Origin of the sequence: Bacteroides gallinaceum (assembly GCF_030373775.1) — a bacterium.
GTDB lineage: Bacteria > Bacteroidota > Bacteroidia > Bacteroidales > Bacteroidaceae > Phocaeicola > Phocaeicola excrementipullorum.
In genome coordinates this window covers 117,397-140,347 of record NZ_JAUDEN010000007.1, presented here as the reverse complement: position 1 = coordinate 140,347, position 22,951 = coordinate 117,397, and the positions used below count along the sequence as shown (strand labels likewise).

At 49.9% G+C, this 22,951-nt stretch carries 18 protein-coding genes; 14 read left to right on the top strand and 4 right to left on the bottom strand.

Going from position 1 to position 22,951, the window contains the following annotated elements:
• Positions 1-201: 201 nt before the first annotated feature.
• Positions 202-1,407 carry an ROK family transcriptional regulator gene (locus QUW60_RS05910; protein ID WP_258337065.1) on the top strand — a complete coding sequence of 402 codons (1,206 nt, stop codon included), beginning with the start codon at positions 202-204 and terminating at the stop codon, positions 1,405-1,407.
• Between the two features lie 124 nt (positions 1,408-1,531).
• On the opposite strand, the gene QUW60_RS05905 is transcribed toward QUW60_RS05910, so the two are convergent.
• The 4 genes from QUW60_RS05905 to lysS all read right to left on the bottom strand — a co-directional run bounded on the left by QUW60_RS05905 (position 1,532) and on the right by lysS (position 6,438).
• Positions 1,532-2,260: an inorganic diphosphatase gene (locus tag QUW60_RS05905; RefSeq protein ID WP_289559138.1), complete on the bottom strand. Its 729-nt coding sequence runs from the start codon at positions 2,258-2,260 to the stop codon at positions 1,532-1,534.
• 97 nt (positions 2,261-2,357) lie between these two features.
• Complete coding sequence (locus QUW60_RS05900) at positions 2,358-3,707, bottom strand: glucose-6-phosphate isomerase (RefSeq protein ID WP_258337063.1); 1,350 nt, start codon at positions 3,705-3,707, stop codon at positions 2,358-2,360.
• Between the two features lie 11 nt (positions 3,708-3,718).
• Positions 3,719-4,714: an NAD(P)H-dependent glycerol-3-phosphate dehydrogenase gene (locus tag QUW60_RS05895; protein WP_258337062.1), complete on the bottom strand. Its 996-nt coding sequence runs from the start codon at positions 4,712-4,714 to the stop codon at positions 3,719-3,721.
• Positions 4,711-6,438, bottom strand: coding sequence for a lysine--tRNA ligase (gene lysS, locus QUW60_RS05890; protein WP_258337061.1), 1,728 nt, complete (start codon positions 6,436-6,438; stop codon positions 4,711-4,713). The genes QUW60_RS05895 and lysS overlap by 4 nt, the downstream gene beginning before the upstream one ends.
• A gap of 77 nt (positions 6,439-6,515) precedes the next feature.
• Between lysS and QUW60_RS05885 the strand changes: the two genes are divergently transcribed.
• From QUW60_RS05885 to QUW60_RS05825, 13 genes are all read left to right on the top strand, one after another.
• A complete protein-coding gene (locus tag QUW60_RS05885) occupies positions 6,516-6,869 on the top strand; it encodes a hypothetical protein (protein ID WP_289559135.1) in 354 nt (117 codons plus the stop codon).
• Positions 6,870-6,881: 12 nt separating this feature from the next.
• Positions 6,882-7,631, top strand: coding sequence for an amidohydrolase (locus QUW60_RS05880; RefSeq protein WP_289559133.1), 750 nt, complete (start codon positions 6,882-6,884; stop codon positions 7,629-7,631).
• A 197-nt stretch (positions 7,632-7,828) separates the two neighbouring features.
• Positions 7,829-9,448, top strand: a complete 1,620-nt coding sequence (locus tag QUW60_RS05875; protein WP_289559131.1) for a thiamine pyrophosphate-dependent enzyme — start codon at positions 7,829-7,831, stop codon at positions 9,446-9,448.
• Positions 9,445-10,032, top strand: coding sequence for an indolepyruvate oxidoreductase subunit beta (locus QUW60_RS05870; RefSeq protein WP_258337057.1), 588 nt, complete (start codon positions 9,445-9,447; stop codon positions 10,030-10,032). Before QUW60_RS05875 ends, QUW60_RS05870 begins: the two co-directional genes overlap by 4 nt.
• A 4-nt stretch (positions 10,033-10,036) precedes the next feature.
• Positions 10,037-11,362 (top strand): aminotransferase class I/II-fold pyridoxal phosphate-dependent enzyme, encoded by a 1,326-nt coding sequence (locus QUW60_RS05865; RefSeq protein WP_258337056.1) that lies wholly within the window; start codon positions 10,037-10,039, stop codon positions 11,360-11,362.
• Between the two features lie 62 nt (positions 11,363-11,424).
• Positions 11,425-12,726: a phenylacetate--CoA ligase family protein gene (locus QUW60_RS05860; RefSeq protein WP_258337055.1), complete on the top strand. Its 1,302-nt coding sequence runs from the start codon at positions 11,425-11,427 to the stop codon at positions 12,724-12,726.
• Between the two features lie 18 nt (positions 12,727-12,744).
• Positions 12,745-13,161, top strand: a complete 417-nt coding sequence (locus tag QUW60_RS05855; RefSeq protein WP_289559128.1) for an amino acid-binding protein — start codon at positions 12,745-12,747, stop codon at positions 13,159-13,161.
• Positions 13,162-13,380: 219 nt separating this feature from the next.
• Positions 13,381-14,652, top strand: a complete 1,272-nt coding sequence (locus QUW60_RS05850) for a DUF4995 domain-containing protein (RefSeq protein ID WP_258337053.1) — start codon at positions 13,381-13,383, stop codon at positions 14,650-14,652.
• 106 nt (positions 14,653-14,758) lie between these two features.
• Positions 14,759-17,926, top strand: coding sequence for a SusC/RagA family TonB-linked outer membrane protein (locus QUW60_RS05845; protein ID WP_258337052.1), 3,168 nt, complete (start codon positions 14,759-14,761; stop codon positions 17,924-17,926).
• Between the two features lie 12 nt (positions 17,927-17,938).
• Positions 17,939-19,660: a RagB/SusD family nutrient uptake outer membrane protein gene (locus tag QUW60_RS05840; protein WP_289559125.1), complete on the top strand. Its 1,722-nt coding sequence runs from the start codon at positions 17,939-17,941 to the stop codon at positions 19,658-19,660.
• 5 nt (positions 19,661-19,665) lie between these two features.
• Positions 19,666-21,033: a sulfatase family protein gene (locus tag QUW60_RS05835; RefSeq protein WP_289559123.1), complete on the top strand. Its 1,368-nt coding sequence runs from the start codon at positions 19,666-19,668 to the stop codon at positions 21,031-21,033.
• Positions 21,034-21,074: 41 nt separating this feature from the next.
• Complete coding sequence (locus QUW60_RS05830) at positions 21,075-21,836, top strand: DUF3575 domain-containing protein (protein ID WP_375337937.1); 762 nt, start codon at positions 21,075-21,077, stop codon at positions 21,834-21,836.
• 31 nt (positions 21,837-21,867) lie between these two features.
• Complete coding sequence (locus QUW60_RS05825) at positions 21,868-22,932, top strand: DUF6562 domain-containing protein (protein ID WP_289559122.1); 1,065 nt, start codon at positions 21,868-21,870, stop codon at positions 22,930-22,932.
• Positions 22,933-22,951 lie beyond the last annotated feature (19 nt).

Below are 22,951 nucleotides of genomic sequence, written 5' to 3'. Positions count from 1 at the left end.
GATAGGTTAGAATTTTGAAAGTTAAATATAAATGTTTGTTTTATTGTTCAAAATTTGCAGTTCAAAGTTCGCTTGCTGAACTTAATGCAAATATATCAAAGCTAAATCAGAAAGACAAATAAAAAAAAAGATTTTTCTTGCTTGATTTATTAAATAAAAAACTTATTTTTGTAAGCGTTTCTATAAAAAATAAGAATTGTTATGGGACAGACTTTATTGGCTGAAATACAAAAGGGGGTGAAGAGCGCGCTGATCAAGCGGCGCATCATCTCTCATTTCATTTATGCAGGGTGTACTACAATAACTGACTTGTCGAAGGCGGTGGGACTCAGCGTGCCTACCGTGACAAAGTTTGTTGATGAAATGTTGAAGGAAGGTTATGTGAATGATTACGGCAAACTTGAAACGAGCGGTGGAAGGCATCCCAGTTTGTATGGGCTGAACTCTGAGTCCGGATATTTTGTAGGAGTTGCCGTTGCAGTCAATTCATTGCGTTTCGCTCTTATTAATTTTAAGGGCGATGTCTTGCAGGTGAAGCAGAATGCTGGTTTCCGTCTTGAAAACAAGATGGAGTGTGTAGACCGGATATGCGGTGAGGTGAAAGACTTTATTTCCGGTCTTGAAGTGGATACGGATAAAATTCTGAATATATGTGTGGGAATTACCGGACGGGTCAATCCTGAAACGGGATGCAGCTTCACGAAGCTGACCTGCACAGACAAGCCTTTGGCTGAAACTTTGTCCGAAAAAATCGGAATCAATGTCTGCATCGACAACGACAGCCGTGCGATGGCATACGGCGAATATATCATGCGTGAGGATAAATGCGCCAAGAATCTTATATTCGTCAATGTGAATTGGGGATTGGGGCTGGCTATCATCATCAACGGCAAGCTTTATTCGGGCATGTCGGGATTTGCAGGCGAGCTTGGCCATAATTACGGCTACGACAACCAGCAGATTTGCGACTGCGGCAAGAGGGGGTGCATAGAAACAGAAGTTTCTTGTTCTGCCCTTTACCGGAAGTTCATCGAGCGTCTTCGCAAAGGCGAAAACTCGATTCTGCTGATGGAGAAAAACATCGATGAGATTACGCTGGACGATGTGATTTCTGCCGTAAAGCGTGAAGATGTCCTTGCCATCGAACTTGTTGAAGATATCGGTGCGAAACTGGGACGCCACATCGGCGAAATGATGAACATTTTCAATCCGGAGCAGGTGATTATCGGCGGTGAGTTTTCCAGAGTGGGAGAGTATTTGCTGCCTCCGGTGATTTCTGCGATACGCCGTTACACATTGAATCTCATGTATCGTGATTCGGACATTGTGCTTTCTGAACTGAAGGAGAAAGCGAATGCTATCGGTTCAGCCCTGTTGGCGCGAAGCAAGTTTTTTGCATTGGATTAGTCTTTCTTTCGTGCCGCAGGCGGGGACTGGTTTCTGTTTTGAGCACAAAGGCACAGAGATGCGGGACTTCATGCCGGTTGATTTTCAAAGTGTCCTCTCTGTGACTTCGTGTCTTGTTCTTGATCTATAGGGTCGTATTGTAAAACGTTTCCCAACTTTCGTTGAATGCCTGCATGGAAGGAAACAGCAGGTCGGCTCCTTCGTCCAGCAATGCTTTGTCGGGCAACGGTCCTGTATTGAGCGCTACGGTGAATATGCCTGCGGCAACGCCGGCATGTACTCCAAGCGGTGCATTTTCCACTACAATCGCCTCGTTTGCTGCTATTCCGGCCTTTTGCAGCGCCATCAGATACGGTTCAGGGTTTGGCTTTCCGTATTTCACGTCAAAGGCAGTGACCATCAGTTCCCGTTTGAATACATCCGGGTAATAGTGGTTCAGTTTGTCTAAAAGCGACAGTTGGCCTGAACCGGTCACTACCATCGGAATGAGTCCGCCGGCCTTTATTTTTTGCAGCAGTCCGTATGCGCCGGACATCGGTTCAGCTTTGGGCAGACTGTTGAATATGTCACTTTTTGTCTGATAGATTTCCTTTACTTCCTGTTCGGTTGCCTGATGTCCTCTTTCGCGCTGGCTGACGATGTTTATCGTTCCCGCCCCGGTTCTTCCTTCGTGCAGGTAGGCTTCCTCGCGTGACATGTTCATTCCGTATCTTTTCATGGCCTCCTGCCAGGCAGCCGCATGGTTTTTCATGGAGTCGAACAATACTCCGTCCATGTCGAACAGTACGGCTTTCAGATTGATTTCGGGATAGTTGTGTCTGTTCAGATAGTTCTTGATAGCTTCTTGAAACATTTTAGAGTAATTACGTTAGCATTAAAAAAATCAGGCACGAGTTTCACGATGAAAAGATTCCGTGAAGCCCGTGCCTTGACTCTCATTTCAGATCCGGTTATTTCTTCAAGCGAGCTTGAATTGCTTCAGATTCTTTTTCGTAGCCCGGTTTGTTCAGCAGGGCGAACATATTTTTCTTGTATGCTTCTACGCCCGGCTGGTTGAACGGATTCACTTCGAGCAGATAGCCGCTGATGCCGCAAGCCTTTTCGAAGAAATAAATCAGTTCGCCGAGATAGTATTCGTTCAGTGTCGGGACGCTTACATGGAGATTGGGGACACCGCCGTCCACGTGAGCCAGCTGTGTGCCGAGTTCTGCCATTTTGTTTACTTCATCAATTCGTTTGCCGGCAAGGAAGTTCAGTCCGTCGAGGTTTTCCTCATCGCTCGGGAAGTGTAGTTCGTGGTTCGGAGTTTCAATTGAAACAACTGTTTCGAAAATGCTCCGTTCGCCCTGCTGGATCCACTGGCCCATTGAATGGAGGTCGGTGGTGAAGTCTACGGAACTCGGGTAAATGCCCTTGTGGTCTTTTCCTTCTGATTCACCGAACAATTGTTTCCACCATTCCATGAAGTAGTGGAGTTTCGGATGGAAGTTCACCAGAATCTCGATTTTCTTTCCTTCGCGGTAGAGTTCGTTGCGGGTTGCCGCATACAGTGCGGAAGGATTTTCATGCAGATTTCCGTTGGCGCATACCTTTTCCATTTCGCAGGCTCCTGCCACCAGCTTTTCGATATCATATCCTGCCACGGCAATCGGGAGCAGGCCTACCGGAGTCAGTACGGAGAATCGTCCGCCCACGTTGTCGGGGATAATGAACGATGTGTATCCTTCCTTGTCGGCAGTAGTGCGGGCTGCGCCCTTCTTTGCATCAGTAACGGCTACGATTACCTTGCGTGCCGTTTCCTTTCCGCGCTGCTCTTCGCACTGTTTTTTCAGCAGGCGGAAAGCCAGAGCCGTTTCGGTGGTGGTTCCTGACTTGGAAATATTGATTACGCCGAACTTTTTGTCTTTCAGGAAAGTGGTCAGTTCATAAAGATAGTCTTCGCTGATGTTATGTCCGGCAAAGATGATAGTCGGGTTTCCGGCTTTCTTTTCCTTCAGCCATGCGAAACTGTCTGAGAGCGCTTCGATGACGGCACGTGCTCCCAGATAGCTGCCGCCGATACCTGCCACGACAACCACTTCGCAGTTTTCGCGCAGCGTCTGTGCGGCTGCTTTCAGGTCAGCCAAATGTTCTTTTGTTATGGAAGAAGGCAGATGCAGCCATCCCAGGAAGTCATTTCCCAGTCCGGTTCCTTTTTCCAGCGTTTCCATACAAGCTCTTACTTTTTCTTCGTAAGAAGCCAATTTGTCTTTAGCGATGAAGTCTAAAGTTTTTTCGATGTTCAGTTTGATGTTTTCCATAACTGTAAATTTTATCTGAATGAATCAGTTAGTAGTTTTATTTCAATCATGGGTGATATGCGTTCATAGAGAATGTTGTATACAGCATCCACAATCGGCATGTTCACGTGCAAGTGTTTGTTGAGCTCTTTGATGCATTTTGTGCCGTAGTACCCTTCCGCTATCATTTCCATTTCGATCTGCGCGCTTTTCACTGAATATCCCTTTCCGATCATTGTTCCGAACACGCGGTTGCGGCTGAAGTTGGAGTAGGAGGTGACCAGCAGGTCGCCCAGATACGCCGAATCGTTCGTGCAGCGGTCCAGGGGGTGCACTGTATCGAGGAATCGGTTCATTTCCTGCAAGGCGTTTGATACCAGCACGGCCTGGAAGTTGTCGCCGTACTTCAGTCCGCTGCAGATGCCTGCCGCTATGGCATAGACATTTTTCAGCACCGAGGCGTATTCGATTCCCGCCACGTCCGTGTTGACCGATGTCTTCACGTAATGTCCTGCAAGCTGCCGCGCAAACATTTTGGCCTTTTCGATGTCCTTGCATCCCACCGTGAGGTAGGAAAGCCGTTCGAGCGCAATTTCTTCCGCGTGGCACGGCCCTGCCAGAACGGCGATGTTTTCTTCCGGCACATCATACACTTGATGGAAATAGTCGGAGATGATCATGTTCTCGTCAGGGACGATTCCTTTGATGGCGGTAACTATGAACTTATCCTTGAGCTTGACCTTTAGCTTTTTGAGGTGGCTTTTCAGGTAGGGCGAGGGAGTGACGAATATCAGCGTATCCGATTCCCTCACGATCTTGTTGATGTCCGATGAAAAGTTGATGCACTTGATGTTGAAGCGCACGCTGGTAAGATAAGCCGGATTATGGCCCAGACGCTTGAAATCCTCAATACGGTCGTCACGGCGCATATACCAGTTTATCGATTCGGCTTGGGTCAGTATGATTTTGGCGATTGCCGTGGCCCAGCTTCCTCCCCCCATAATCGCTATTTTCCCGGGCAGTTTCATACTATTCCTTTAATCCAACTGGCTACTTCGTCCACACTGGGGTTCTTCAGTTCGAGTTTGTATTTCTTGTTGATTCCGCAGATGTCCATGTGCACCTTCTGCGGGTTCACGTCTTTCATGTCAGACACCAGGTTGTATCCGGCTTTCTGAATCACCGGCACCCATTCTTCGGGCACTCCCAGTGCCGTGTATTTTGCCGCATTGTCTTTCGGCGTCACCTTTTCGGGGCGCATTTGCGGGAAGAACAGCACTTCCTGAATGAACGTCTTGCCCGTCATGAGCATAACCAGGCGGTCGATTCCTATTCCGATGCCGCTTGTCGGGGGCATGCCGTACTGCAGTGCGCGCAAGAAGTCCTGATCGATGATCATTGCTTCGTCATCTCCCTTGTCGGCAAGGCGCATCTGCTCCTTGAAGCGTTCTTCCTGGTCTATCGGGTCGTTCAGCTCAGAGTAGGCGTTGGCCAGCTCTTTTCCGTTCACCATCAGTTCGAAGCGTTCTGTCAGTCCCGGCTTCGAGCGGTGCATTTTGGTGAGCGGCGACATCTCTACGGGATAGTCGGTGATGAACGTCGGCTGGATGAACGTGCCTTCGCAGAATTCGCCGAATATTTCGTCGATCAGCTTGCCCTTGCCCATCGTGTCGTCGATTTCCATGTTCAGTTTCCGGCACACTTCGCGTATCTGCGCTTCGTCCATGCCGTTGAGGTCATAGCCTGTCTTCTCTTTGATGGCTTCAAGTATCGGCAGCCGGCGGTAGGGAGCCTTGAAGCTGATGATGTTTCCGTCGATTTCCCGTTCGGGCTTGCCGTTGACGGCGATGCACACCGTTTCGAGCAGCTTTTCGGTGAATGACATCATCCAGTTGTAGTCCTTGTACTGCACGTAGAGCTCCATGCAGGTAAATTCCGGATTGTGGTTGCGGTCCATGCCTTCGTTGCGGAAGTTCTTGCCGATTTCGTACACGCCTTCAAATCCGCCCACGATGAGCCGTTTCAGATAAAGCTCTGTGGCTATGCGCAGATACATGTCAGTATCCAGGGCGTTGAAATGCGTGATAAACGGTTTTGCGCTTGCTCCGCCGGCTATGTTCTGCAGCGTGGGCGTTTCCACTTCCGTATAGCCCGCCTCGTCAAGCACACGGCGGATGGTGCGTATCACTGTTGCGCGCTGCAGGAAAATGTCCTTTACGCCGTCGTTCACAATCAGGTCGACATAGCGCTGGCGGTACCGCAGTTCGGGGTCTTCAAACTTGTCGTATGCCACGCCGTCCTTGTACTTCACGATCGGAAGCGGGCGGAGTGACTTCGACAATACGGTCAGCTTCCGGGCGTGGACGGAGATTTCTCCCGTCTGGGTGCGGAACACGAAGCCTTCGATTCCGATGAAGTCGCCCAGGTCCAGCAGGCGTTTGAATACCACATTATACAGATCTTTATTTTCTTCCGGGCAGATATCGTCCCGTGTGATATATACTTGGATGCGTCCTTTTGAGTCCTGCAGTTCAACGAACGATGCTTTTCCCATCACGCGGCGTGACATGATACGTCCGGCTATGGATACCTTGCGCGGTTCGGCATCGTCTTTGAACTCGGCTTTGATGTCTGTTGAAAAAGCGTCGGTTACATACTCGGCGGCGGGGTACGGATCGATTCCCATCGCTCTCAATTCGTTCAGACTGTTGCGTCTGATAATCTCCTGTTCGCTCAGTTCTAATACGTTCATTTGTCAGTATATTAACTCATTTTCGGGACAAAAATAACAAACATTTTGCAATTTATCCCTATCCGTATGCTTCTTTTATGCAAAAACTTTATTTTGAAGGAGAAACCGGAGGGGATGCAGGCCCTGCCTGTCTGTTCTGCGGTATAAAAACCGGAACGGCCTTGCGCAAACTTCAAACGGCATCGTCGTTTATGCAAACCACACTGTGGTTTATACAAACCGCATCGTGGTTTATACAAACGGCAATGTGGTTTGAAGAATCTTTCCTCTCGTTTCGCTTTTCTGCTGCCGGCAGGAGAAAAGACGGTGCCGCATGGTGTCGGCTTGCGCCGGATGCAGTGATAAATAGGGAGAGAAAAGATGGCAAAGTGAATATTTTGCTTCATATATTGGGTTATAATTATTATTTTGTTACCTTTGGGCGTTTCTAAAATATGAAAAGCATGAAAGTAATCATACTGCAGACTGATATTTGCTGGGCCGATCCGGAGGAGAATCTGAAGCGGGCGGACAAGATGATGGACGCTTGTCCGGGGGCTGACCTGTATGTTCTGCCCGAAATGTTTTCGACAGGGTTCTGCACCCGGCCCGAAGGCGTGGCCGAGCCGGCGGGGCATGGAAGCCTCGAATGGATGAAGCGGAAGGCGGTTGCCGGAAACTGTGCCGTTGCCGGAAGCATCGCCACGGAAGATGGCGGAAAATACTACAACCGTTTTTATTTTGTCTGTCCTGACGGGACGGTGACATGGTACGACAAGAAGCATCTGTTCACTTATGGCGGAGAGCATAAGCGCTATACGCCGGGCAATGAGCGGGTGATTGTCGCTTTCCGGGGCGTGCGCTTCCTTCTGCAGGTGTGCTACGACTTGCGCTTTCCCGTCTGGTCGCGCAACCGGAAGGATTATGATGCCATCCTTTATGTGGCGAGCTGGCCTGCTCCGCGGGTGGATGCGTGGAAAACTTTGCTTCGCGCCCGCGCCATCGAAAACCAGTGCTATGTAGTTGCCGTGAACCGGGTTGGAAAGGATCCCGAATGCGATTATTGCGGAGGAAGTGCGGTAATCGATCCGTATGGTCATACGCTGGCGGCCTGTGAGGACGGAAAGGCGGAATGTGCCGGGGCGGAGATCGATATGGAACAGCTTGAGGCGTTCCGCAAGAAGTTCCCCGTGCTGGATGATGCCGACGTGTAGGGAAGCTGTGTCAAAATGAAAGGCCGTTTTTATTTTCATTCTGAGCAAATATGGGATGATTTCATTATATATAGTCTGCATCCGGGTGAGGAATTGCCTGCCCCTGCAATGGGGGGATTGCGGATTTTCAAGTAAATTTAAATATGAAGTTTAACTCGGGAAGCCTTCTTTCGGAGGAGGTTTGGAGGAGCTAAAATATGGAAAACAACGATAAACTTTTGTTATTGGGCGACCAGGCGATAGCCTTGGGAGCCATTCATGCAGGGATTTCCGGTGTCTACGCTTATCCGGGAACTCCCTCTACCGAGATTACCGAATATATACAGGATTCACCCTTGGCGAAGTCGAGAGGCCTGCACAGCAGTTGGTGTACGAACGAGAAAACGGCAATGGAGGCCGCATTGGGCGTTTCGTATGTGGGAAAACGTGCGCTGGTATGCATGAAGCATGTGGGCATGAACGTGTGTGCCGATGCCTTTGTCAATTCAGGCATTACGGGTGTTAACGGAGGAATTGTGGTATTGGCGGCAGACGACCCCAGCATGCATTCTTCGCAAAATGAACAGGATTCGCGCTTCTACGGCAAGTTTGCGATGATTCCTGTCCTTGAACCTTCGTCGCAGCAGGAGGCGTATGACATGATGGAGTACGCATACAGTCTGTCGGAAGAAGAAAGGCTGCCTGTGCTGATGCGTATCACAACCCGTATGGCCCATTCGAGAGCCGCTGTAAAGGTGAAGGAAAAGTTTTTGGACGTAACCTGCACGGGCAAAGAATCCGTGCCTTCCGACTGGGTCCTGTTGCCGGGCAATGCACGCCGCCGTTATCTTGAGGTGATTGCAGAGCAGTCCCGCCTGCTGGACCTTTCGGAAACTTCGCCTTTCAATGAAGCCGCATTCAAGGAAGGCATGTCTGAAAAAGGGATTGTGGCTTGCGGCATAGGATATAATTATGTAATGGAGAATTATCCGGACGGATGTCCCTATCCGGTTATCAAGATTTCGCAGTATCCTCTTCCGGCAGATCTGCTTACACGTCTGGCAGGCTCTTGCCGGGAGATGCTGGTGGTTGAAGACGGTCAGCCGTTCGTAGAGGAACAGTTGAAGGGGCTGCTTCCTTCGCAGTATGTTGTGAAAGGGCGCTTGAGCGGCGATCTGCCCCGGACGGGCGAACTGACCCCCGACAATGTGAAGGCTGCGTTGGGCATTCCGGGAGGCCAGGTCTATCCGAAGGCGCAGCATGTTGTTCCCCGTCCGCCTGCCTTGTGTGTGGGATGCGGACACCGCGACGTGTATGACGCGCTGAATCGGGTGGCTGCGGAGTATCCCGGAGCGAAGATCTTCGGCGATATCGGTTGCTATACGCTGGGCGCTCTGCCTCCTTTCCGGGCATTGAGCAGTTGCGTGGATATGGGAGCGTCCATCACGATGGCGAAAGGAGCTGCCGATGCCGGCCAGTTTCCTTCCATTGCGGTTATCGGGGATTCCACCTTTACGCATTCGGGCATGACCGGCCTGCTGGATGCCGTGAACGACAAGGCGAACATAACGGTGATTATCTCGGACAATCTGACAACGGCTATGACGGGAGGGCAGGATTCTGCCGGAACCAACAAGTTCGAAGCCATTTGTCTGGGGCTGGGCGTAGAGCCGGGACATGTGCGTGTGGTGGTTCCGCTGCCTAAAAACATGGAAGAGATTACCCGTGTCATCCGCGAGGAAATTGAATACGACGGAGTGTCCGTCATCATTCCCCGCCGCGAGTGTATACAGACATTGAACCGTAAGTTGAAAAAGAAAAGAGCTGAGAAAAAATGAAAACAGACATTATACTTTCTGGAGTAGGAGGACAGGGAATCTTGTCTATCGCTACCATAATCGGTGAGGCCGCCACCCGTATGGGACTGGCGCTGAAGCAGGCCGAGGTGCACGGGATGAGCCAGCGGGGCGGGGACGTGCAGTCGAATCTTCGTTTGTCGGACAGGCCCATCGCTTCCGACCTGATCGCACTCGGAACAGCCGACATGATCATTTCGCTGGAGCCGATGGAGGCTTTGCGCTATTTGCCTTATCTTTCCGAAAGCGGATGGATCATCACTTCGTCTGCTCCGTTCAAGAATATCCCCAACTATCCCGATGAACAGGCGTTGGCGGAAGAGCTGAAGGCCCAGCCTCACATTGTGTCGCTTGACGTGGAACAGCTTGCCCGGGAGAACCAGATGCAGAAGTCGGCCAATGTGATTCTGCTGGGTGCGGCAGCTTCTTTCCTGAAGATTCTTGATGCGGCCACCTTGCGCGAAAGCGTGGGGCGGATATTTGCTTCGAAAGGAGAAGAAGTGGTCAGCATGAACTGTCGCGCTTTTGATATCGGTCACGAATACGTGAAAAATCTAAAACTTTGAGCTTATGAGTCGGGTGTTCAGTGAAGAACTGGTGTCGCAGGTGGCGCGCGAGATGAAAGTAGCCGACTTGCAGAATGCCACCATCGGCGATGTGCTGCTGGTGGCTTCCCGGCTGGAAGAATTGACGGGAATCCCTTTTATCCGCATGGATCAGGGCTCGCCCGGCCTTCCTGCAAACAAAGTGGGGATTGAAGCCGAAAAGAAAGCCCTCGATGCAGGCTTGGGCGCCCAGTATCCGGCTGCGGCCGGAGTGCCTGAGCTGAAGGATGCCGCTTCGCGCTTTATCAAGGCTTTTATCGATATCGACATATCCCCGCGGGCGTGTGTGCCTACAACGGGGTCGGTGGCAGCTTCGTTCGGAGCGTTCATTGCATGCACCCAGCGCTTGCCGGGAAAGAACAAAGTGCTTTTCATTGATCCGGGCTTTCCCATCCAGAAATCGCAGTTGCGCATATTGGGCGTAGAGTGGGAGTTTTTTGACATCCACGATTTCCGGGGAAAGCCTCTTCGGGAGAAGCTGGAGAGCTATTTGTCGAAAGGCGATATCGCCGCTGTTGTGTATTCCAATCCCAACAATCCGGCATGGATTTGTCTGGAAGAAGAGGAACTGGAGATTATCGGCGAGCTTGCAACCCGGTATGATGTCGTGGTGCTGGAGGATCAGGCTTATTTCTGCATGGACTTCCGTCACCGTTATGGCCGTCCTTTCCAGCCGCCTTTTGTGCCGACCGTGGCCCGTTATACCGACAATTACATTTTGATGCTTTCCGCCTCGAAGATATTCAGCTACGCCGGACAGCGCATCGCTTTGGCATGTATATCCGACAAGCTTTTCGACAGGCAGTATCCTGCACTTGCCAGGAGGTATGAAGACTCAGGCGTATTCGGCCCTACGTTTATCGCTTCCATTATGTATATGATCACTTCCGGCTGTACGGCAACCACGCAGTATGGAATGGCGGAAATGCTGAACCGTTCGGTATCGGGTGAAATCAATTTTGTGGAGGACGTGCGCGAATACGAACGCCGTGCCCGCCGCATGAAGCGGATTTTTACGGACAACGGCTTCACTATCGTGTACGACCGTGACGTTACACGGGAAGTGGGCGACGGTTTCTTCTTTACGCTCGGCTATTCCGGCATGACGGGCGGACAGCTGCTGCTTGAACTGATGTATTATGGGGTGAGCAGCATTTCCCTGTCTACAACCGGAAGCGATCAGGAAGGTGTGCGTGCCTGCACTTCACGTATGCGCGAAGAGCTTTATCCTGTGCTGGAAGAACGCATGAAAGCTTTCCGTGAGGACCATAAAGCCATTGGAAAAGAATGACGGATAGTGATATGAAAAAAGTGTCGGCTCTGAGAGCCTTAACCGATTAATGACTCTTTCAGATGATTTGGAATCCTACAAAAGAATGCATGCCGCGCGAACAGTTGCGCGAGCTGCAAGGCAAACGGTTGCAGAAACTTGTTGCATATGTTTACCATAATGTGCCGTTCTATCGGCACAAGATGCAGGAAATGGATTTGATGCCCGAGGATATCCGGGGCATTGATGATATAGTGAAACTTCCTTTTACTACCAAGCAGGACCTGCGTGACAACTATCCTTACGGACTGATGGCCGCTCCGAAATCAGAAGTGGTCAGAGTTCATGCTTCATCGGGAACGACCGGCAATCCGACCATTGTCGGTTATACGCGGAAAGACCTTGCCGTGTGGTCGGAGGTGATGTCGCGCTGCCTGTCAGCATACGGCGTGACGCGCGACGATACGTTTTCTGTCAGTTACGGATACGGACTCTTCACCGGCGGCTTGGGAGCCCATTACGGGGTGGAGAATCTGGGAGCGACGGTGATACCGGCTTCTACGGGAAATACTGAAAAGCATGTCCGCCTGATACGCGACTTGAGAATAACCGGCATTGCCTGTACGCCTTCATATGCGCTGTATCTGGCTGAGGTGGTGGAGCGTATGGGAATAAAGAAAGAAGAACTTGGACTGAGAATAGGCGCGTTCGGCGCAGAGCCGTGGACGGAGCACATGCGTCAGGAAATACAGGAACGGCTGGGCCTGAAAGGATACAATATCTACGGCCTGAGCGAGATCATGGGGCCGGGCGTGTCGTTCGAGTGTCAGGAGCAGCATGGCTCGCATATCAATGAAGACCATTTTTATCCTGAGATCATCGATCCGGTCACTTTGGAACCGTTGCCGGCGGGACAGCAGGGAGAACTGGTTTTCACAACCCTTACAAAAGAAGGCATGCCTCTGCTCCGTTACCGTACCAAAGACTTGACTTCGCTTATGCCGGGCGAATGTCCTTGCGGCCGCACCAGCGTGCGTATGACTCCGATTATGGGACGGAGCGACGATATGTTGATTATCCGCGGAATCAATGTGTTCCCGTCACAGGTGGAAAGCGTGATACTGAGCATGAAGGAATTTGAACCGCGGTATATGCTGGTGGTCGACCGTGTAAACAATCTGGATACGCTGCAGGTCCAGGTAGAGGTCCGCCGCGATTATTTCAATGACGACATCGGGGCTATGCTGAACCTGAAGAAGGCTTTGTATGACAAACTGAAAAGCGTGCTGTCCATCAGCGCGGACGTGAAGCTGATGGAGCCCAACAGCATTGCCCGAAGCCAGGGAAAGTCGCAGCGTGTCATTGACAAGCGTGTATTAGTGTAAAATTAAAAAAGAGGAATCATGACGATAAAGCAATTGTCGGTCTTTCTTGAAAACAAGACCGGAAGAATAAATGAAGTGGTAAGGACATTGGGCGCGAACGGAATCAACATGCATGCGTTCAGTATGGCGGAAACAGCCGATTTCGGGATTCTCCGACTGATTGTATCTGATGTGGAGAAAGCTGTAGAAGTGCTTCGGGCTCATGATTTTGCGGTAATGTCGACTGATGTCGTTTGTTTGAGTTGTGAGAACGAACCCGGATCGCTTGCCGTCATTCTGGAATATTTGGCCAAGGAGCAGATATTCATTGAATATATGTATGCGTTTGCCCAGGACAGCAAAGCGCATGTGGTGATCAAGCCTAACGATTTGAAACGTTGCATGGAAGTGCTTGAGGCACATCAGTGCCATATTCTTGTGCAGGGAGAATTGTAGGTTTCATTCATCTGTCCTGCCGGTAGAAACAGGCGGCTGCTTCAGTCAGGGCAGCCGCCTGTTTCCGTTTGGTGCGGCTTGTTTTTGTTTCACTTTTCAACGTCAGTGAAAGATCTTTCAACACAGATAAAGCCGGAAACGGTGTTTCTTCTTTAGTTTTGCGACCGGAAGAAACACCGTTTCCGACTTTTATTTATGTATAATTAATATAAGAATGCCATGAAAAGTAAATTGATCTTGTGTGCTGCCGTTGGGTTTGCACTTGTTTCTTGCCGGCAGGCAGTAAAAGAAAACAGTCCGTGGATTGATCATGCGCTGGATGTTGCATTGTATCAGGCGAAAGAAATGTCTGCGTTGATGACCGATTCGCTGGACAGAATGCCCCGTACGCTTTATACGGGTTATAATATGGACTTTCTGGTGGAACAGATGGAATGTGACTCCACAGTGTTTATGGATTCGCTGGTGGCGAACCCGCCTGCAAGTGAAATAGGCAAGTTGCGTACGTGCAACTTGTATGACTGGACAAGCGGATTTTTTCCCGGCACATTGTGGTACCTTTACGAGCTGACGGGGAATGACACCATCAGACAGGAAGCTGTCCGCTATACCAACCGCATGTATCCCATCCGCAAGGTAAATGACAATCATGACATCGGTTTCATGATGAACTGCAGTTATGGCAATGCACTCCGTTTGGATGCGAACGACACGATCAAAGCGGTTCTGATTGAAACGGCCGACAATCTCTGTTCGCGTTTCAATGCCCGTATCGGATGTATCCGTTCGTGGGATTTCGGTCCTTGGAACTATCCGGTAATTATCGACAACATGATGAATCTGGAACTGCTTTTTAATGTAGGGAAGTTGACTGGCGATCCGAAATATAAGCAGATAGCTGTGCAGCATGCAAAGACTACAATGAAGAATCATTTCCGTCCTGATTTCACATCATGGCATGTGGTGAGCTACAACAATGACGGTTCGGTAGAGAAGAAGCAGACGCACCAGGGAAAGAATGATGATTCGTCGTGGTCAAGAGGGCAAAGCTGGGCTGTATATGGATATACGCTCTGCTATCGGGAAACCCGGGACAGTCTGTTCCTTCGTCATGCGGTCAATGTTGCTGATATGATTATGAAGCGCAATGTGGCGGCAGACAAGATACCTTATTGGGATTTTGACGCTCCGGTGAAGGAAGACACGCCGCGTGACGCTTCGGCAGCTGCGGTTATAGCTTCCGCTTTTCTGGAATTGAGCACGTTTGTTCCGGATGGACAGAAATATTTTGACTATGCGGAATCGATTCTGAAAACACTTTCGAGCGACGCTTATCTGGCTGGAAAGGGAAAGAACGGATTCTTTATTCTTATGCATTCTACCGGTTCGTTGCCGCACGGTTCTGAAATTGACGCTCCGTTGAATTATGCGGATTATTACTATCTGGAAGGTCTGAAACGCTATGTTGACCTGAAAAAGCAATCCAACTGAAAGAAGATAAAACAGAATCGAAAGAAGATAAGACAGATTTGAAAGCCTGTCCTTTCAAATCTGCCTATCTTCGCTATCGGTAACAAATGACTGAGAATGATATATTATGAAAAATGTGAAGTTTCTATTAGCACTTTTGATCTGCTTTTTCGGATGCTCGGCAGTTTCGGCACAGACGCTGACGGTGACCGGTAAGGTTCTCGACAATGACGGACTGGAAGCAATCGGAGCGACTGTCCGCATCAAGGGCAATCCGAAAGTGGGCACGATTACTGACCTTGATGGAAAGTACTCCATCCAGGCAAAACCGAAGGACATACTGGTTTTCTCTTATATCGGAATGGCTACGCAGGAGGTTCCGGTAAAAGGGAAAAAGGTAATAGATGTGCAGTTGAAGCAGGATAACAAGGTGTTGGATGAAGTGGTGGTTGTCGGATACGGTACAACCCGAAGAGGGGACTTGACTGGTTCTGTCGTTTCTGTCAGGAGCGACGACCTGATGAAGACCCCGACATCCAACGTAGCCTCTGCCCTTGCCGGACGTGTGGCTGGTGTGCAGGTCACGCAGGCTGAAGGCGGTCCCGGTGCCGGCATCTCCATCCGTGTGCGTGGAGGTATGTCCATTACGCAGAGCAACGAGCCTCTTTACATCATCGACGGTTTTCCGAGCGAAGACGGTATTTCAGACCTCGACCCGGGTGAAATCGCTTCCATCGACATTTTGAAGGATGCTTCCGCTACCGCCATTTACGGTGCGCGCGGTGCGAACGGTGTTGTGGTGGTCACGACCAAGGGAGGTGAGAAGAAGGACACGAAGATGTCTGTCAGCTTCGATGCCTATGTAGGCGTGTCCAAGATAGCGAGCAAGCTTCCGGTGTTGTCTTCTGAAGAATACGCTCTGCTTGACTACGAGCGGAATGTTTACCTTTACGGTGATGAGGGGATAACCCGTTTTCAGAATACTTACGGTTCGTTTCATGAGATCCATCAGAATTATGCGAATCGCGGAATCGACTGGCAGGATGAAACGTTGGGACGCACCACAACCAGCCAGAACTACCGTGTGAACATATCCGGAGGCGGACGTGAACTGAACTACAACTTGAATTATGCCTACTATAAGGAATTGGGTGCAATGGTGTACAGCGGAACTGACCGCCATAACATTTCCTTGAGCTTCTCTCAGCGGGGGGATAAGCGCCTTTCAGTGAACGGGCGTGTCACCTTCTCCCAGACAAATGTAAGCGGCATGGGAACGTCTGACGGGAATACTCGCTTCAACAAGATGGAGAGCATTCTCCAGTACCCTCCCATCGCCGGAATCTATTCGACGGAAGACGAACTGATAGCAGGCGAGAATCCGCTTTATGAGGATGACGCGTCAAACACGATGCAGAATCCGCTGATTGAGGCGGCGCAGAGCAGGGACGACCGCACGACGCGCGTTTTCCAGGCAAACGGAGGACTTACTTTCCGCTTTAACAAACGCTGGTTTCTACGCAGTACGTTGGGAACACGTTATCAGAACCTGAGGAGAGATGTATTCTATGGCGAACTTACATCTACAGCCAAACGTTCCAGCATCAACGGGTATGTGCAGTATTCGGAGAGCGGAAGTTTTCAGGCTTCAAATGTGCTGAACTATGAATACAAGTCGAAGACAAACCGTCTGACCCTTATGTTCGGTCAGGAATGGGTTTCCCGCTGGTCGCAGTGGATCCGTTCGAGAGCGACTAATTTCCCAAACAATGACATCGGATTAGGCGATATGAATCTGGGTACACCGGGATCGATCACTTCAGAAGAGAATTATGACGACAAGCTGCTTTCTTTCTTCTCGCGTGCCAACTGGAACTTCAAGGAACGTTTTCTGGTAACCGCGACAATCCGTGCCGACGGTTCTTCCAAGTTCGCGCGGAATCACAAATGGGGATTCTTCCCTTCCATATCCGGTGCATGGCGCTTGAGCGAAGAAGAGTTTATCAAGAAGCTGGATGTATTTTCTGACTTGAAACTGCGTGCCGGTTACGGTTTGGCAGGAAACAACCGTATCGGAAGTTATTCTTCATTGGATTTGCTGGAGTCCGCCACTTATCCGAGCGGTGAAACTGTTTCTCCGGGATATGCCCGTTCGGGAATCCCTAGCACTGAACTGCAGTGGGAGTCTAACAAGACGCTGAACGTCGGTATAGACATGGGATTCTGGGGACAGCGTCTGACCATTACCCCGGAATTTTATCTGAACAAGAGTTCGCACCTGCTGCTGAACTCTAAAGTGCCTACTTCTTCAGGCTATTCCACTATGATCCGCAACATCGGCAAAACGCGCAACATCGGTTTTGACCTGGGCATTTCATCTGTGAATATCGAGTCGAAAGGGTTTACGTGGACAACGGACTTCAACTTGTCATTCAACAAGAACCGTATTGAAGCATTGTCTGGTGAAAGCTACTTCCTTGAAGAAGCTGCGTTCGGATACAGTCAGAATACGCACAAGATCGAAGTGGGCAAACCCATCGGACAGTTCTACGGATTCAAGACGCTGGGACTTTATCAGGTGGATGACTTCGATTACGATGCCGCTACACAGACTTATACGCTCAAGGATGGAATACCGGGACGTTCTGACTCGGAAGTACAGCCTGGTTCATGGAAATTTGCGGACATCAATAACGACGGGATCGTGGACGACAATGACCGTACCGTAATCGGAAATGCTAATCCCGACTTTTATGGAGGTATAACCAACAACTTCACTTATAAAGGTTTCGACCTGAGCGTGTTCTTTACCTTCAGTTACGGGGCGGAAGTGCTGAATGCCACGAAGCTGAGCAATACGAAGACGGGAAACACAAACAAGAACGTGCTGGACATAGCCAACAGCTCGAACCGCTGGATGACCGTCAATGCGGATGGAGAAACAGTGACTGATCCGGCTGAGCTGAGTGCGCTCAATGCAGGCAAGTCTGTGGCTTACATCGGCGATCAGGAGCAAGGAGATTATTTGATTCATTCATGGGCGGTGGAAGACGCTTCCTATCTTCGTTTGAGCAATCTCACGTTGGGATATACATTTCCTGCGGCATGGACAAGGAAGATGAATGTGCGCAAGGCGAGAGTGTACTTCACCGGAAGCAATCTCTTCGTGTGGACTCCTTATACCGGCTTTGATCCGGAAGTTTCTACCAAAGGCAACAACCTGACTCCGGGAGTGGACTTCGGTGCTTATCCGCGCAACCGTTCTTTTGTATTCGGATTGAATTTAACTTTCTAATGGATCAGTATTATGAAATATTTGAAAAATATAGTGGTGCTTATGGCTGGATGTATGTCGCTTGTATCTTGTGAAGACAAGCTGACGGAAAAGCCGAACTCATATTATACGGAAGACGAATTCTTCTCTGATCCCGACAATGTAGAGATGGGCATATTGGGTATATATAACGTATTGCCTTCATTGTATGGTGATTATGCTATGGCTTTCTTTGCTTCTGATGATACGTGGTATGCCAGTACAGGTAACTCTGACAGTGGAAGGCGCGATATTTCCGCCTATACGATAACTACCTCCAACAGGTATGTGGAGAATGCGTGGACATACACCTATCAGGGACTTGAGCGTGCAAATTATATGATTGCCGGAATCGAGGCGATGGACGAATATGAAAGCAATGAAAACCTTCATGAACTGGTTGCGGAAGCCAAGTTCCTGCGTGCGCTGTTTTCTTTCAATCTGGTGCTTTATTGGGGAGATGTGCCTTATAAGACTACTCCGACCAATTCTTATGAGGAAGCGTATTTGCCCCGTACTTCTCGCGAGGACATTTATGACCAGATTATAGAGGATTTGACCGATGCGGAAGAAGGTATGGACTGGGCCACTTCAAGCAGTTCTCCCGAAAGGGCAACACAAGCTTCTGCGCGTGCGTTGAAGATGCGTGTGCTCTTGCAGCGTGCCGGTTACAGCTTGCAGATGGACGGAACGTTGCAGCGTCCCGAAGATAATCTGCGCCAGGAGTATTTTACCGCCGTTACGGAAGAATGGGAAGCTTTTGAAGCAAACGGTTATCACGGACTTTATACTACCGATAACGGAGTTTCCAACGGGTTTGATGACGACCATACGATTGGAAACTATGAAGCATTGTTCCGGACGTTCTCTTATGGAACGCTCAATTCCAGGGAAAGTCTTTTTGAAGTAGCCTTCTATACAGTGGACGGAAGTACGGGTGCCAGAGGCTATTGGGGTACTTATAACGGTCCGCGTGTGGATGCGCCGGGAATCAATACGACGGAAACAAGTGACTTTATGGGACGTGCCAATGCGATGTACCGTGTGGTTCCTGAATGGAGGGACTTCTTTGAAGAAGGTGATAACCGCCGCGATGTAATGGTATGTACTTATAATTACACGTGGGACAGTGATGTCTACAATCATGTGAAGGAGGAAGTAACGGACGTGCGCAGTTGGTATCCCGGCAAATGGCGCCGTGAATGGATGCCGATAGGATACAAGGAGCCGAACATAACCGATGTCAACTATTGCATGTTGCGCTATGCTGATGTGGTATTGATGGCTGCAGAGGCATATAATGAATTGGGAGAAACTTCTACGGCATGGACTTTGCTGAACCGGGTGCGTGAGCGTGCGCAGGCAACGCAGGTCAATTCATTGCAGGAATACCGCAATTGCCAGCCTAACTTGTTGGAGCTTCCTTTCTTCAATGGAGGTACGGCACAAGATGATTTTCGTGCAGCCCTTTATTGGGAACGCGCTTTTGAACTGGCCTTCGAGGGTATGCGCAAGTATGACTTGATTCGTTGGGGCATCTTGGAAGAGGCGTTGGTGATGACGGGAAACAATACGCATGCGAACACGGCAGGAACGAACAGGCCTTACGTAGCCGGCGACAATTTCCAGACTGGCAAGCATGAGCTTTTCCCGATTCCGTTGGATGAGATACAGGCTAATCCCTTGCTTGAAAATAAAAATAACCCTAATTACTGAAAAACATGAAAAGGAATTTGACATCCGCGTTGTTTTGCAGTGCGCTTGTGCCGATGGCTGCAATGGCTCAGGATCGTCCGAACATTATTTATATAATGACGGACCAGCAGTCGGCCACGGCTATGAGCTGCGCGGGCAATACAGACTTGCGGACACCTAACATGGACAGGCTTGCCGCACATGGGGTGCGTTTCGAGAATGCCTATTGTTCGATGCCTTTGAGCGGTCCGTCGCGTTCGTCCATGTTCACCGGCTATATGCCGGGTATGGTGGGATTATGTGCAAACGGCACTCCGCTTCCCGATTCGCTGCGCACGCAGACCTTGGGTACGCTGATGAGCGAGGCAGGATATAACTGCGCGTACGCCGGGAAATGGCACGTGCATACCAATTCCCTTCCGTCGGAACACGCCTTCGGATTCGAGCGTCTGCATGAGCATAATGATTATGGACTTGCGGAAGCGTGCGTGGAATTCCTGCGCCGCAAACAGGACAAGCCATTTTTCCTTGTGGCTTCGTTTGACAATCCCCACAACATCTGTGAGTATGCGCGCAAGCAGAAAATGCCTTACGCTGCGATTGAAGAGCCGGCTGACATAGAGGATTGTCCGAATCTTCCGGCCAATTATGCAGTTGCTCCCTACGATGCCGACGCGCTGGCGTTCGAGAAATCGTTGAAATACCGCCTCCATCCGACACGGAGCTATACGCCTGACGACTGGCGGCGTTACCGCAATGCCTACTGTCGTCTGGTGGAAACGGTGGATGCGGAAATCGGAAAGATTGTAGACGAGATAGACCGTCAGAATCTTTGGAAGAATACGGTTGTCATTTTCGCAAGCGATCATGGGGACGGACAAGGCGCGCACCAGTGGAACCAGAAGACGGCGCTTTATGAAGAGGTGGCGAATGTGCCGTTCATTGTCTGCCTTCCCGGAGGAAAGAATGCCGGAAAGGTGCTTCCCCAGCTGGTGAATGCTGGAGTGGACCTCATGCCGAGCGTATGCGATTGGGGCGGAGCGAAGGTTCCTGCCGGACGGAAGGGAGTGAGCATCCGTCCGATAGTAGAGAAAGGTGACACAGCGGCTCCCGGACAGCTATATATCGTGAGCGAAACGGCTTTCACCGAAACCGGAGGAGGAACTGTCGGATGGATGGTGCGTACGGCAGACTATAAATATGTATTGTACAATATGGGGCTTTATCGCGAACAGCTTTTCGACATGAAATCCGACCGTGGAGAAATGCGCAACCTGGCTGTAGAGCAGAAATACAGAGATGTAGTGAAGCAACACCGTGCTTTGCTGGAAGAGTGGATGAAGAATCATCCTGTAAACGGAAAGACTCCTGATTTGCGGTATATACCGGAATGAAAACAAAGTGAAAAAGAATGTATAGAAAACAATCAAGCATTATGAAAAGGAAATATATGATAGTCGGTCTGCTTTTGTGCATGTCTTTCTTCGGTGGGACAATTCTGGCAGAATCTCTGCCTTCGGCCGGCAGCTCGGAAAACGGGACTGAATCATTGCAGGTACCTCATAAACCGAAAGGTACGAAGACAAGGCTGGGTGCCCAGGCACAGGGAGGACGTCCGGCAGAAAAGAAAGTGGAAACGACAAAGCCTCAAACAGGCAAGAAGGGCGGCGAAGTCAGAAAGGCCGTTAAGAAACAAACATTCGACCCGTCTTCACGTTATGTGGCGGTCAAGACAAATGCGGTTTATTGGGCAGGAGCGATCATGAACCTTTCTGCCGAAGTGCAGCTTCATGAGCATGTGTCTTTGGAGCTTCCTTTCAACTGGAGCCTTTGGGATATTGAGCAGGAGCACGGCGTTCGTCTGGTGCTTTTCCAGCCCGAAGCCCGCTGGTGGATGAAAGGTGTGGGCAAAGGACATTTCGTTGGTGTTCATGCTCATGTCGGTGCATTCAATGTGAAATGGAAAGACGACCGTTTTCAGTCTACGGAGCGTCCGGTGCTGGGAGCCGGCTTCACTTACGGTTATTCGCTTCCTTTTTCCGAGCATTGGGGAGCAGAGTTCCTTATTGGAGCAGGGTACGCCAATATGAAATATAATCAGTATTACAATATCGACAACGGTGCGCAGATAGGAAAGAAGTCCTATAACTATTGGGGAATTACCCGTATTGGCGCGTCATTGGTTTATCGTTTCTAAGAAAGAAGAATAAAGTATCATGAAAAAGATTATGACATATAAGAACAAACTTGCGCGGTGGAGCATGATGGCATTGCTTCCCGTGCTGGCGACCGGTTGTCTTTCGGAATTTCCGGAAGAAACGGCTGACGGTGAAGTGGGAGTTGACCCTACATCGGTTACTGTGGAAGCGGAAATTTCGCTGGACCTGAACCTTCCCGATTCGGAGGATGCGAGCGTAAACAATCTGTATGTGAATGCGGCCAATTATCCGGATGCGCTTCACCGAATTACCATAGCGGCATACGAAGGCACTGCTTTGGCAGAACGGGTTGTCGTTTATGAAGATCTTCCGCTCACTAACCGTTTTCAGACGAGAGTGTCCGTTCCCTTGCATGCACGCGACTACCGCCTGGCGGTATGGGTGGATTATTACGGGGATCTTGATACCGATGAAATTGCGGAAACGGATTCCTGCTACAATACATTTGATTTCACCACTGTGATGAAGCCGAAAAGCAAAAGCTATGTCGGAAACAACCGTTTCGAGGATGCGTTCTACGGGTGTCAGGACCTGGATCTGACACGTTATCGTGACGAGTGGGGTGCGAAAGTGCCGGTAAGCATGGAACTGGCGCGTCCCGCAGGCCGTTTTGAACTGGTGGCGACAGACGTGGCCGATTTTCTGGCTTTGGAAAATGTGGCTTCTGTCACCGATCCTGAAGGCGGCTCGGCATTCCGCGTATACCTTGATTATGACGGAAGCATGCCGGTCGGTTATGATGTGCTGTCTGATGTGACCCGCCATGCTTTCGACGGAATGTCTTTCAATGCCTCACTCAGAAAAACAGCTTTGGAGAATGCAGGAGGCGAATATTCGCTGCTGTTCGACTATATTCTTATCGATCCGGACGAAACCTTTTCTGTTCCTGTGACATTGAGGGTAGTGAATGCCGAAGATACGAATGTGGAATATGCCAGATATTCATTCCGCCTTCAGTGCAAGCGTGGAGTGAACACTGTAATTCGTGCTCCTTTCCTGACTACGGATCCGAATGGCGGCATTGGGTTTGATCCGGATTTCGATGATGAAATAGATGTGGATCTGGACAATTGATAATCTGTTAAATGAGATT